11 protein-coding genes are annotated in these 12,008 nt (G+C 74.0%); 9 read left to right on the top strand and 2 right to left on the bottom strand.

The features are described 5' to 3' along the window. Window position 1 precedes the first annotated feature (1 nt). Genes B4E97_RS04860 through B4E97_RS04850 form a run of 3 tightly spaced genes read left to right on the top strand, consistent with a single transcriptional unit; the run spans window position 2 to window position 1,574 of the window. Window positions 2–295 carry a MoaD/ThiS family protein gene (locus B4E97_RS04860; RefSeq protein ID WP_019287854.1) on the top strand — a complete coding sequence of 98 codons (294 nt, stop codon included), beginning with the start codon at window positions 2–4 and terminating at the stop codon, window positions 293–295. Window positions 296–329: 34 nt separating this feature from the next. Next, window positions 330–1,259 carry a 2-hydroxyacid dehydrogenase gene (locus tag B4E97_RS04855; protein WP_286958912.1) on the top strand — a complete coding sequence of 310 codons (930 nt, stop codon included), beginning with the start codon at window positions 330–332 and terminating at the stop codon, window positions 1,257–1,259. Between the two features lie 12 nt (window positions 1,260–1,271). Further along, entirely contained in the window at window positions 1,272–1,574 is a 303-nt protein-coding gene (locus B4E97_RS04850) for a GNAT family N-acetyltransferase (RefSeq protein WP_019287852.1), read from the top strand. Between the two features lie 22 nt (window positions 1,575–1,596). Here B4E97_RS04850 and B4E97_RS04845 read toward each other — a convergent pair whose 3' ends face one another. Further along, window positions 1,597–2,250, bottom strand: coding sequence for a TetR/AcrR family transcriptional regulator (locus tag B4E97_RS04845; protein WP_154593469.1), 654 nt, complete (start codon window positions 2,248–2,250; stop codon window positions 1,597–1,599). 132 nt (window positions 2,251–2,382) lie between these two features. Between B4E97_RS04845 and B4E97_RS04840 the strand changes: the two genes are divergently transcribed. The 5 genes from B4E97_RS04840 (at window position 2,383) to B4E97_RS04820 (ending at window position 9,337) form a co-directional block, all read left to right on the top strand. Further along, window positions 2,383–3,003 carry an ABC transporter ATP-binding protein gene (locus B4E97_RS04840; protein WP_286958911.1) on the top strand — a complete coding sequence of 207 codons (621 nt, stop codon included), beginning with the start codon at window positions 2,383–2,385 and terminating at the stop codon, window positions 3,001–3,003. 17 nt (window positions 3,004–3,020) lie between these two features. Beyond that, a complete protein-coding gene (locus tag B4E97_RS04835; RefSeq protein WP_286958909.1) occupies window positions 3,021–5,441 on the top strand; it encodes a YhgE/Pip domain-containing protein in 2,421 nt (806 codons plus the stop codon). Between the two features lie 152 nt (window positions 5,442–5,593). Beyond that, window positions 5,594–7,960, top strand: coding sequence for a glycoside hydrolase family 65 protein (locus tag B4E97_RS04830; protein WP_286958908.1), 2,367 nt, complete (start codon window positions 5,594–5,596; stop codon window positions 7,958–7,960). A gap of 10 nt (window positions 7,961–7,970) precedes the next feature. Beyond that, window positions 7,971–8,486 (top strand): SixA phosphatase family protein, encoded by a 516-nt coding sequence (locus B4E97_RS04825; protein WP_286958906.1) that lies wholly within the window; start codon window positions 7,971–7,973, stop codon window positions 8,484–8,486. Between the two features lie 5 nt (window positions 8,487–8,491). Further along, the gene (locus B4E97_RS04820) at window positions 8,492–9,337 is read left to right on the top strand and encodes a sugar nucleotide-binding protein (protein WP_286958905.1); all 846 of its coding nucleotides are present in this window, start codon (window positions 8,492–8,494) and stop codon (window positions 9,335–9,337) included. A gap of 115 nt (window positions 9,338–9,452) precedes the next feature. Here B4E97_RS04820 and B4E97_RS04815 read toward each other — a convergent pair whose 3' ends face one another. Continuing rightward, window positions 9,453–10,676, bottom strand: a complete 1,224-nt coding sequence (locus B4E97_RS04815; RefSeq protein WP_286958904.1) for a PQQ-dependent sugar dehydrogenase — start codon at window positions 10,674–10,676, stop codon at window positions 9,453–9,455. Between the two features lie 326 nt (window positions 10,677–11,002). Between B4E97_RS04815 and B4E97_RS04810 the strand changes: the two genes are divergently transcribed. Next, window positions 11,003–12,008: thiamine pyrophosphate-binding protein (locus B4E97_RS04810; RefSeq protein WP_414632783.1), on the top strand; the 1,006-nt coding region annotated here is incomplete at its 3' end.

Raw genomic sequence — 12,008 nt, 5'->3', positions numbered from 1 at the left:
CGTGCGCGTCCTGATCCGCCTCCCGGCACCGCTGCAGGCCATGGTGGGCGCCCCGCCCGAGGTGGCGCTCGAGCTCGCCGACGGGGCCGACCTCGCCGCCGCCCTGGACGCGCTGCGTTCCTCACCCGCGCCACTTCCGCTGGTGGAGAGCAAGATCCGCGACGAGACGGGTGAGCTGCGCCGGCACGTCAACGCGTTCGTCGACGGCCACGACGTCAAGCGCGACGCGGGCACGCGCACCACGCTGCGTGACGGGGCCACCGTCATCGTCCTGTCCGCCGTCTCGGGCGGGTGAGCGAGCCTGGGGCGGCACGACATACGGTGAGGGCATGACCCTCGTGACCCTTGCCGACCAGGACTGGATCGACCGCGTGGGCCCCGTGCCCGGCATCGAGATGATCCCGTGGGACCTCACGGGTCCCTGCCCGCGGGCGGACGAGGTGGAGCTCGTCGTCGCCCCCTACACCCTGTCCGCGGACGGCTTCGAGCGTCTCGCCGAGCTGCCGCGGCTGCGCGCCTTCCAGCTCCTGTCCGCGGGCTACGAGCACGCCATCCCCTTCGTCCCCGAGGGGGCGAGCCTGCTCAACGCCCGCGGCGTCCACGCTGCCGGCACCTCCGAGCTGGCCCTCACGCTGACGCTGGCCGCGCAGCGCGGCGTCCCCTGGATGCTCGAGGGACACCGCGAGCAGCACTGGCAGGACAAGCACTTCGAGCCCGGGCTGGCCGACCAGCGCGTCCTGGTGGTCGGCTACGGCGACATCGGCCAGGCCATCGTGCGCCGCCTGCAGGCGTTCGAGCCCGAGATCACCGTGGTGGCGAGCCGGGCCCGCGAGGGCGACGACCTCGTCGAGCGGGTGCACGGCATCGACGAGCTCGACGCCCTCGTGCCGCGCCAGGACGTGATCATCCTCATCGTCCCGCACACGGACGCCACCGACCGGCTGGTGGACGCCGACTTCCTGGCCTCGATGCGCGAGGGGGCGCTCCTGGTCAACGTCGCCCGCGGGCGCGTCGTCGACACCGACGCCCTCGTCGCCGCGACGCGGTCGGGGCACGTGCGCGCCGCCCTGGACGTCGTCGACCCGGAGCCGCTGCCCGACGGTCACCCGCTGTGGTCCACCCCCGGGGTCCTGATCGCGCCGCACGTCGGCGGTCTGGCGCACGGGTTCTGGCGCCGCGCGAGCGATCTCGTCCGCCGACAGCTGCACCACATCGCGTCGGGCGAGCCCTTCGACAATGTCGTAGAGATCGCGCGGTGAGACACTGTCCGCATGGCTGAGCACATCACCGTGACCCGCGAGGACAGCCGGCACCGCTACGAGGTGCGGCTGGACGGCGAGCTCGCGGGCTTCGCCGACGCCTACGTCGAGGGTGACGAGGCCGGTGGGAGTGGGGTGGTCGTCGTGCCGCACACGGAGGTGGACCCCGCCTTCGGCGGGCAGGGGGTCGGCTCGGCCCTCGTCCAGGGGCTGCTCGAGGACGTGCGCGCTCGGGGTCTGGTCGTGCGGCCGCTCTGCTCCTTCGTGGCGGCCTACCTCGACAAGCACCCGGAGTACGCCGACCTGCGGGCCTGACCGGTCCGCCGAGCCGGGTGGATCAGGCGGGTGATGCCGTGCCGTCGGTGTCGTCGTCCCGGGTCAGCGCCGCCTCCAGCACCGCCACCAGATGGTTCTCGAGGTCGTCCGGGCCGACCTGGGCCGGGTCCAGCAGGTGCTGCAGGGCGCCCCCCTGAAAGGCCGCGAAGAGCAACCGGGCGAGCTCCAGGCTGCTGACCGGCAGCCGTATGCCGTGCCGCCGCAGGTAGCCCTCCAGCGTGGCCGCCGTCTCCTGATGGCCGCGGGCGACGACCTCGCGCCAGGCCGCCCCCGCCTCGGGGTCGCGGATGGCGTGCAGCATGAGCTCGGTCTGCAGCAGCAACCACTGCTGGCGCTCGCCGGGCTGGTCGGACCACAGGGTCAGCACCCCGTGCAGCAGCTCGCGTGGCGTGAGGTCGTCCTCCTCCGACAGCTCGCGGACGCGGTCACGCAGCCGGGCGGTGCGCTGCGCGACGAGCTCGACCACCAGCTCGTCTCGGGACGCGAAGTTGGAGTAGAACGCCCCGCGCGTGAATCCCGCACGGTCGCAGACGTCCTCGACGCTCGTGCCGTGGAACCCCCGCTCCGCGAATGCCTGGGACGCCGCGGCGAGGATCCGCTGACGGGTGGCCTCGCGACGTGCGGACCGCGGCGGGGCATCACTGCGAGTGGTCATGCCCTCACGATACACCTATGAATTGAATACGGGAATGAACCCGGATACGCTGGTGTATCAGAAGATGTCCCCAGTCCTCCCCGCAGGACGACCCGAGCCCGGTCGATCCCGGGCACCAAGGAGCAGTGCGTCATGGCGCTCATCGCCCACGCAGCAGCCGTCGACGGGCCGCACGGCCCGTTGCTCCTGCCGACCTCGCTGGCCGCCCGCAAGGGAGAGGTGACGGTCGTCGCCGGTGACCCGGGGCCTGCGGCCACCACCCTCGCGCTGGCCCTCGGCGGTCGCGTCCGTCTCGACGACGGGAGCATCACCTGCAACGGCGACCCCGAGCCGCACGTCCGTCGCCGTCGCGTCGCCCTCGTCGACGTCCCCGGCGTGACCGAGCCCGAGCCCGGTCTGCCGATCGAGGTCGTCGTGGGGGAGGAGCTGGCCCTCGCCGGCCTCCCGTCCCGGCGAGCCGACATCCGCGCCTTCCTTCGTGAGCGTGGCGCCGAGGAACGCTCGGCGCAGCGGTGGGAGTCCCTCGAGCCGGCCGAGCACGTCCGCTGGCTGGCCGAGATCACCGCGCAGCGTGAGGACGTCACCGCCGTCGTGCTGACCAGCCCGGACCGGTGGGGCGGCTCCCCGCACGCCTGGCACGGCGTCGCCCGGGTGCTGGCGGACCAGGGTCTGGTCGTCGTGGTCCTGGCGACCCACTCGAGCGTCCGTCTCCTCGGCCTCGAGAGCACCTACGAGCTGGGGGTGTCCGCATGAGGGCCCATCGTCTCGCCATGGCCGAGCTGCGACGGCTGACCAGCGGGCCGCTGCTCCGCCTCGCCCTCGCCGCCATGCTCGTCATACCGAGCCTGTATGCCGGCCTGTACCTCTATGCGAACCGTGACCCCTATGCCAACCTGCGCAACGTCCCCGCCGCCGTCGTGGTGGAGGACGCCGGGACCACGCTGGCCTCCGGGGAGCGCCTGGCGGTGGGGGACCAGGTCGCACGGACCCTCCTCGACGGCCACACCTTCGACTGGCACCGCGTCTCGCGCGCGGACGCCGTCGCGGGCGTCGACGACGAGCACTACGACTTCGCGCTGATCATCCCGGCGGGATTCTCCGCCGACCTGGCATCGGCGGGATCCACCTCGCCGCGGCAGGCCCACCTCGAGCAGTACACCAACGACACCAACGGCTATCTCGCCCGCACCATCTCCAGCACGGTCGTCGCGGAGGTGACGAAGTCCGTGGCCTCCCAGGTCAGCTCGACCGCCGCGGCCCAGCTGCTCGACGGGATGAGCACCATCCACGGCAAGATGCAGCAGGCCGTCGACGGCGCGGGGCAGCTCGCGACGGGCGTGGGGCAGCTGGGTGACGGGGCGGGACGGCTGTCCACCGGAGCCTCGTCGCTGCGCGACGGTGCGGTCCAGCTGCGGGACGGGGCGAACCGCCTGGCCAGTGGGGCGGACTCGGCCCGCTCCGGTGCGTCGGCGCTCGCCGACGGGGCCGGGCAGCTCGACGACGGCCTGACGACGCTGGACACCAAGACCGCGGCGCTGCCGGGACAGACCGCACAGCTCGCCTCCGGCGCCCGTCAGGTCGCCGACGGCAACGCCGCCCTCGCCAAGGGTGCGACCCAGCTCGCGTCCGGCGCCACGGCGGCGTCCACGGGAGCCGGACAGCTCAAGGCCGGTGCGGACACCCTGCACACCGGTGCGGCCAAGGTCGCGGCTGGCGCCCACCAGGTCGCCGCCGGCAACGCCAAGGTCGCCGAGGCGGGGTCGCTCGCCAAGGACGGCGCCGCCCAGATCGACCGGGCCCGCAAGCAGCACAAGGGTGAGCTCCAGGGGCAGGTCGACACCCTCAGGCAGCAGGTCGCGGCGCTGGGCGAGGCGATCGACGCGCTGCCCGCCGACGACCCCGCCCGCGCGCGCCTGCAGCGCATCCACGACACCCTGCAGACGCGCCTCGGGAGCGCCGACGACGACCTCGCGTCCCTCGATGCGGCTCTGGACCGGGCGTCCGCCACCGTCACGAGGGCGTCGGGCAAGCTCACGACCCTGGCCGAGGGGTCCCAGCAGGTCGCGGCGGGTGCTGACCAGCTCACGTCGGGCAGCGCCACGCTCGCCGACAAGCTGGGCGAGCTGCAGGCCGGGACGGGCCGGCTCGCCACGGGCGCCACCACGCTGTCGGCCGGCGCCACCAAGGCGGCCACCGGTGCCGGCCAGGTCGCCGACGGTGCGGACCGGCTGGCCGCCGGGTCCGTCCAGCTGCACGACGGGATCGCCGCGGCGCACGCCGGCAGCACCAAGCTCGACGACGGGGCCACGCGGCTGAGCGCGGGCCTGGACACCCTCGCTACCGGAGCCCACACCCTGGCGTCGGGCGAGGACAAGGCCGTCGCCGGGGCACAGCAGCTCGCCGCCGGGGCCGGGCAGCTCCGCGACGGCGCGACCAAGGCCCAGCAGGGTGCCCAGCAGCTGCACGACCAGCTGGCCGCCGGGGTCAAGCAGGTCCCGGCCTACACCCAGCAGCAGCGTGAGGCCGCGGCGCAGACGGTCGGCAACCCCGTCGCGGTGCGGGCGAGCAACCCCGCCCAGGCCGCGAACTACGGCGCCGGGCTGGCCCCGTTCTTCGTCAGCCTCTCCCTGTGGATCGGTGCCTACGTGCTCTTCCTCCTGGTCAAGGCCCTGTCCACCCGGGCCCTCGCCGCGCAGCAGCCGGCCTGGCGGGTCGCCCTCAGCGGGTGGATGACCCCCGCCCTGGTCGCCGGCGGCCAGTCCTTCCTGGTCTACTGGCTCGTGCTCCAGGGCCTCGGCTTCCACGTCGAGCACCCGGTGTGGGCCGTCCTGTTCATGGCCTTCGTCTCCATCACGTATGCCGCGGTCCTGCACGCCCTCACCGCCCGGTTCGGAGCCGTCGGCAAGTTCCTCGGCCTCGTGCTCCTGGTGGTGCAGCTGGTCTCCGCGGGCGGGACCTTCCCCTGGCAGACCCTCCCCGGGCCGCTCCGGGTGCTGCACCACCTCCTGCCCATGAGCTACGCCATCGACGGGCTGCGCCACCTGATGTATGGCGGCCGCATGGCCTTCGTCGCCCTCGACGTCGCCGTGCTGGCGGCATACCTCGGGGTCGCGCTGGCGGCCGCCGGCTGGGCGGCCCACCGGGCCCGCATCTGGACCCCGGCGAGGATCAAGCCGGACCTGGTGCTCTGACCCGGTCGGGTGCGAGACGGGGGCAAGCCCCCGGAACTCCGGGTGGGTCCGGCACGCTGTAGCCAGGACCGGACCCACCCACCTCCGGTCGACCCGCACCCCACTGCTCGCCCCCTCAGCCCACGCCCCTCAGCCCCCAGCAGGAGCCCCCCATGCCGGCCAGCCCGTTCGCCATCGATCCGTGGTGCCTCGTCGAGGAGGACGTCGACCCGCAGCGCCTGGGGCTGACCGAGGCGCTGCTGACCGTCTCCAACGGCGTCATCGGCCTGCGCGGTGCGCTGGAGGAGGGCGACCCGGCGTTCGAGACCGGGGTCCTCGTCAGCGGCGTCCACGAGACCTTCCCCCTGTCCTACCCCGAGAAGGGGTACGGCGACCCCGACCAGGGCCAGGCGCTGATCAACGTCCCCGACGGCATGCGGGTCCGGCTGCTCGTCGGCGACGCACCCCTGGACATCACGGCCGGCACGGTCCGCGAGCACCGCCGGGTGCTGGACATGCGCAGCGGCACCCTCACGCGCGAGCTGGACTGGAGCGCACCCGAGGGCGAGCGCGTCCGGGTCACGACAGGGCGGCTGACGTCGCTGGTGGAGCGCTCGCTGGCGGCCGTGCGCTACGAGGTCGAGGCGGTCGAGGGGCCGGTGCGCCTGGTCGTGCAGTCCGACCTCGCCGCCAACGACACCGAGCCGATCATCGACAACGACGACCCGCAGGTCGCCGCGGCGCTGCGCAAGCCCTATCGCGGCCTGCGCCGCACCGAGTGCGGGGACGGTGGTGTCCTCGTCCACGAGACCATCCGCAGCGGCGTGCAGGTCGGGTCCGGCTGCGACCACGTGGTGACGGTCGCGCGCGCGGACGGCCGGGTCGAGCGGGTGCACCCGCGGGTCGTCGTCGACGAGGACCACGTCCGCACCACCACGGTCGTCGAGCTCGAGGCGGGGGAGCGTCTGACGATGCTCAAGCTGCTGGCCTACGTGCGCGACGGGGACCGCCCCGACGGCGTGCTCGGTGACCACGTGCGCGCCCACCTGGCGGTCGGGCACGACCTCGGGTGGGAGCAGCTGGTCGCGGGCAACCGGGAGCACCTCGACGCGTTCTGGGACGACGTGCACCTGGAGATCAACGGGGACGACGAGCTGCAGCAGGCCCTGCGCTACGCCCTCTTCCAGGTCTACCAGTCCAGCGCGCTGATCGAGGACGCCCCGATCGGCGCCAAGGGGCTGACCGGTGGCGGCTACAGCGGCCACACCTTCTGGGACATCGAGGGATTCGTCGTGCCGACGCTGACGATGGTCGCCCCGCGCGCGGCCCACCAGATCCTGCGCTGGCGGTCCTCGACCATCGGCGCCGCCCGCGACCGCGCGGAGCAGCTCGGGCTGCGGGGCGCGTCCTTCCCGTGGCGCACCATCGACGGGCACGAGGCCTCGGGCTACTGGCCGGCCGGGACCGCGGCGATGCACGTCAACGCCGACATCGCCCGCGCCTTCGACCTCTACCGCCACGTCTGGGGCGAGCTGCAGTTCGAGCGGGCCCACGGCGTCGAGGTGCTGGTCGAGACGGCCCGGCTCTGGATCTCGTTGGGGCACACCGACCGTCAGGGGCACTGGCACCTCTACGGGCTCACCGGCCCGGACGAGTACACCGCGGCCGTCGACGACAACGTCTTCACCAACCTCATGGCGGCGCGCAACCTGCGGGCTGCGGTCGCCTCGTGCGGGCGCCATCCCGACCGGGCGCGCGAGCTGGGCGTCAGCAGCGACGAGCTCGCGGACTGGTCCCGGGCCGCCGAGGCCGTCCACGTCCTCTACGACGAGCACCTCGGGGTCCACCCCCAGTGCGAGAGCTTCACGGAGTACGACGAGTGGGACTTCGAGTCCTGGGGCGACCGCTATCCCGTGCAGGAGCACGCGCCCTACGTCCAGATCTATCGCCACCAGGTGGTCAAGCAGGCCGACCTCGTCCACGCCCTGTGGTGGTGCGGCGACGACTTCACCGACGAGCAGGTCGCTCGCGACCTCGACTACTACGAGGCCCGCACGGTCCGCGACTCCTCCCTCTCGGCGGGGATCCAGTCGGTGGTGTGCATCCAGGCCGGCCACCTCGGGCTGGGTCTGGACTACCTGCGCGAGGCCGCCCAGGTGGACCTGCACGACCTGCAGGGCAACACCGAGCAGGGCCTGCACCTGGCCTCCCTGGCCGGGGCCTGGCTGGCGCTCACCGCGGGCCTCGGCGGCCTGCGCGAGGACGGCCCGCTCGTCCAGCTGTCCCCGCGGCTGCCCGACGGGCTGCGGGGCTATCGCTTCAGGTTCCTGTGGCGCGACGCCCGCATCGAGGTGCACGCGGGCGACGTGGTCACGGTCAGCGTGGCGGGCGTCGACTCCCTCGACGTCGTCCTCTACGGCGAGGAGGTCACGATCACGCCCGCGGAGCCGGCCGTCGTGCCCCGCCGCTCGGTCGAGCCGCTGCTGTCCGCGCCGCGCCAGCCGGTCGGCCGGTCGCCCCGCGACGTCGCTAATGCGTGATCATGGCCGTATGACGGACACCTCCCGCACCCTGCTCCTGATGCGTCACTCCGAGGCCACCTACGGCGGGGGCGCCGACCACGCCCGCACGCTCACGAGCCGGGGTCGCGACGACTCGCGCGCAGCGGGACGCTGGCTCGCCGAGCACGTCGGTGGCCTGGACCTCGCGGTCGTCTCGAGCGCGACGCGCACGCGCCAGACCTGGGAGGCGGCGACCGAGGGAGGCGCGCAGGCGGCGTCGGTGGACCTGTCGGACGAGGTCTACGACGCCGGCCTCGACGAGCTGCTCGCCCTGCTGACGCACCTGCCCGACGAGGCCCGCACCGTGCTCGTGCTCGGGCACGCCCCGGGCATCCCCGCCCTCGCCAACACCATCGCCTCCGAGGACGGCCCGCGGGACATGGCCGAGGCCCTCGACCGCGGGTTCCCGACCACCACGCTGTGCCGCTTCGAGGTCGAGGGGGACTGGCTCGACGTGGGGGCGGCCACCGCCGACCTCGTCGACGTGGTCGTCCGCCAGGACTGATCGACGTGCGGCTGCTCGTCACCGGCGGCACGGGGTGGGTCGGCCGCCACGTCGTGCGGGTGGCGCGGGCCGCGGGCCACGACGTGGTCGCCGCCTCCCGCAACCCGGGCGGCGACGGTCCGGGCGGCGACGGCGACGGCGACGGCCCCGGCGGCGTCCGGCTCGACGTGAGGGACGCCACCGAGGTCCGCCGCTGCCTCGAGACCGTCCGCCCCGACGCGGTCGTGCACACGGCATACGACCAGCAGGACTGGGCCACGACGACCCTCGGCACGGTCCACGTCGTCCGCGCCTGCAGCCGGGTCGGGGCGCGCCTGGTCGCCCTGTCCAGCGACCTCGTCCTGCCGAGCCGCGAGGCCTGGTCGGACGAGAGCGTCCCGCCCGCCCCCACCACGCCGTATGCCGCGGCGAAGGCCGCCTGCGAGGCCGCCGTGTCCGCCGCGCTCGACGACGCGGTGGTCGTCCGCACCTCTCTGGTCGTCGGCAGCGGCAGCAAGCACCACGCGCTGGTGCACGCCGTCGCGGCGGGGCAGGGGGCGCTCCGCGAGGACGAGATCCGTTGTACCGTCCACGTCCTCGACCTGTCCACCGCCCTGGTGGAGCTGGCTGCCCGGGCCGACGCGGCGCCGGGCCTGCTGCACGTCGCCGGGCCGCAGGCGCTGAGCCGCCACGAGCCCGGTGACGTGGTCGCGCGCCACGAGGGGCTGGACCCGGCGTCGCTGCCGGCCGAGCCCCGTGGCGAAGCGCCCGGCCCGGCCTGCGTGCGCCCGGACTCGACCCTGGCGACATCCCTGCTGCGCACCAGGATCCGTACGGTCGACGAGGCGCTCGCGGCGGAGGGATCCGGCTGACAGGCCCCGTCGCGGCGGGCTCCGGCTGACAGGCCCCGTCGCGGAGGGATCCGGCTGACGGGGCCGTCGTGGCTCGCGTCGCGCGCAGGTGGTCAGCGCCCCGTGGAGGAGGGGGTCAGCGCCCCGTCGACGCGGGGAGGATCACGATGCGGTCGTCGCCGTCCCGCTCGTCCCCGCGGAAGGTGTTGCTGGTGATGATCCACAGCCGCCCGTCGGGGCCACGCTCGACCGTCCGCAGCCGGCCGTAGGTCCCCTGCAGGAGCGCCTGAGGCTCACCGGTCGTGCTGCCCTGCAAGGGGACTCGCCACAGCCGCTCGCCCCGGAGAGCGGCGACGTAGGCCGCGCCGTCGGCGCCGATGGCGAGCCCGCTGGGGGAGGCCTGGTCGGTGCTCCAGACCACCAGCGGGTCGGTGTACCGCGCGTCGCCGCCCCCCGCGGTGTCTTGTCGACGGCCCTCCACCGTCGGCCAGCCGTAGTCCCGCCCCTTCTCGATCAGGTTGAGCTCGTCCCAGGTGTTCTGCCCGAACTCCGTGGCCCACAGCCGCTGCTCACCGTCCCAGGCCAGTCCCTGCACGTTGCGGTGTCCGCGTGACCACACCGGGGACGAGGGGTCCGGGTTGCCGGGAGCGGGGGCGCCATCAGCGGTGACCCGCAGGATCTTGCCCCCGAGCGAGGACGGGTCCGGAGCCTGGTCACGCTCGGAGGCGTCCCCGGTCGGCACCCACAGCATCCCGTCCGGGCCGACCTTGATCCGGCCGCCGTTGTGGATCCCGCCCGAGGGGATGCCCGACAGGATGACGCGTTCCGGCACCAGACGGTCGCCCTCCAGCCGGAGCCTGGCCACCCGGTTGTCCTCGCCGGTGGTGTGATAGACGAAGACCCGCCGGTCCGTGGCGAACTCGCGCGAGACGGCGATCCCGAGCAGGCCGCCCTCGCCGTTGGCCTCGACCCCGTCGATGCGGCCCACCTCGACCGGCTGGGCGCCCTCGCGGACCCGCAGCACCCGCCCCTCGTCCCGGAGCGTGACCAACGCGGAGCCGTCGGGCAGGAAGGCCAGCCCCCACGGCACGTCGAGCCCGGTCGCCACCTCGACGGGGCTGGTGGCGGTGGGCGTGGTGGCGCCCGAGGTCGCCGAGCCCGACGTCGCCGAGCCTGGCGTCGCCGGCGAGGCTGGGGCCGTCGACGTGCTGGAGGTCGCTGGCGACGACGGTGCCGGGGAGGACGCTGACGAGGGCGTCGACGACGGTGACGGCGGCGAGCCGGTGCACGCCGTGACGGCGAGCAGGCCGGCGGTCAGGCCGGCGGTCAGCGGCAGGGCGAGGCGGCGGGGCTTCGGCATACGACCAGTCTGCGGGGACGCCCCGGACCCGGCCACCCCGCCGACGTCCGTGACGTGGGACACGCTGCCCACATCGCGAGATTGGCGCGTGCCCCCTTTGACGCGGGGCCTCGGCTGGGGGACTGTTGACCCGTGGCCCGAATCCTCGTACTTCCCTAGCGCGCCGTCGATCTCCTGACAGCGCGCCACCCCTGCGTCCCGGCACCCCGGGTCAGGGGTTTTTTCATGAGTACGCCCGATCAGCACGCACGATCGCAGGACCGGACCCGCACAGGGTCGGCACCCGCCGACCCGACGACGATGTCATCCGAAAGTGGTGAGACACAGTGACCGACACCACGTCGACCGCTGCCACGCCCGCCCGGCCGGGCTCGCCCGCCCCCAACCCCTCCAGCGTCGCCGCCAGCGTGCGGCACCGGACGCCGGTCCAGGTCACGGGCGCGCAGAGCCTCGTCCTCGCGCTGGAGGCGCTCGAGGTAGACACCGTCTTCGGCATCCCCGGCGGAGCGATCCTCCCGGCCTACGACCCGCTCATGGACTCCAGCTCGGTGCGCCACGTGCTGGTGCGCCACGAGCAGGGCGCGGGGCACGCGGCCCAGGGCTACGCCTCCGCCACCGGCAAGGTCGGCGTGTGCATGGCCACCAGCGGTCCCGGTGCCACCAACCTCGTGACGCCGCTGCTGGACGCCCACATGGACTCCGTCCCGATGGTCGCGATCACGGGCCAGGTCGGCAGCGCCTCGATCGGCACCGACGCCTTCCAGGAGGCCGACATCCGCGGCATCTCGATGCCGATCACCAAGCACAACTACCTCGTGACCGACCCGGCCAAGATCCCGCAGGCGCTGGCCGAGGCGTTCCACATCGCCAGCACCGGCCGCCCCGGTCCGGTCCTCGTCGACATCACCAAGGACGCGCTCCAGGCGAGCACCACGTTCTCCTGGCCGCCGACCTTCGAGCTGCCGGGCTACCACCCGGTGACCCGGCCGCACCACAAGCAGATCCGCGAGGCCGCGCGCCTCATGCGCACCTCGCGCCGGCCGATCTTCTACGTCGGGGGCGGCGTGATCCGCGCCGAGGCGCACGAGGACCTGCGCCGCCTGGTGGAGCTCACCGGCATCCCCGTCGTCACGACGCTGATGGCCCGCGGCGCCTTCCCCGACTCGCACCCCCTGCACCTGGGCATGCCCGGCATGCACGGCTCGGTGGCCGCGGTCACCGGCCTGCAGAAGGCCGACCTGCTGATCACCCTCGGCGCGCGCTTCGACGACCGGGTCACCGGCCAGCTGTCGACCTTCGCGCCGGGCGCGGCGGTCATCCACGCCGACATCG

This window comes from Arsenicicoccus sp. UBA7492 (genome assembly GCF_002479615.1).
In the GTDB taxonomy this organism is placed as follows: Bacteria; Actinomycetota; Actinomycetes; order Actinomycetales; family Dermatophilaceae; genus Arsenicicoccus; species Arsenicicoccus bolidensis.
This window is presented reverse-complemented; position numbering and strand designations above follow the sequence as displayed.

Excerpts from the sequence above, each read along its gene's own strand:
- B4E97_RS04855 (WP_286958912.1), top strand. The coding sequence starts at position 330 with ATGACCCTCGTGACCCTTGCCGACCAGGACTGGATCGACCGCGTGGGC.
- B4E97_RS04850 (WP_019287852.1), top strand. The coding sequence starts at position 1,272 with ATGGCTGAGCACATCACCGTGACCCGCGAGGACAGCCGGCACCGCTAC.
- B4E97_RS04845 (WP_154593469.1), bottom strand. The coding sequence starts at position 2,250 with ATGACCACTCGCAGTGATGCCCCGCCGCGGTCCGCACGTCGCGAGGCC.
- B4E97_RS04840 (WP_286958911.1), top strand. The coding sequence starts at position 2,383 with ATGGCGCTCATCGCCCACGCAGCAGCCGTCGACGGGCCGCACGGCCCG.
- B4E97_RS04835 (WP_286958909.1), top strand. The coding sequence starts at position 3,021 with ATGGCCGAGCTGCGACGGCTGACCAGCGGGCCGCTGCTCCGCCTCGCC.
- B4E97_RS04830 (WP_286958908.1), top strand. The coding sequence starts at position 5,594 with ATGCCGGCCAGCCCGTTCGCCATCGATCCGTGGTGCCTCGTCGAGGAG.
- B4E97_RS04825 (WP_286958906.1), top strand. The coding sequence starts at position 7,971 with ATGACGGACACCTCCCGCACCCTGCTCCTGATGCGTCACTCCGAGGCC.
- B4E97_RS04815 (WP_286958904.1), bottom strand. The coding sequence starts at position 10,676 with ATGCCGAAGCCCCGCCGCCTCGCCCTGCCGCTGACCGCCGGCCTGACC.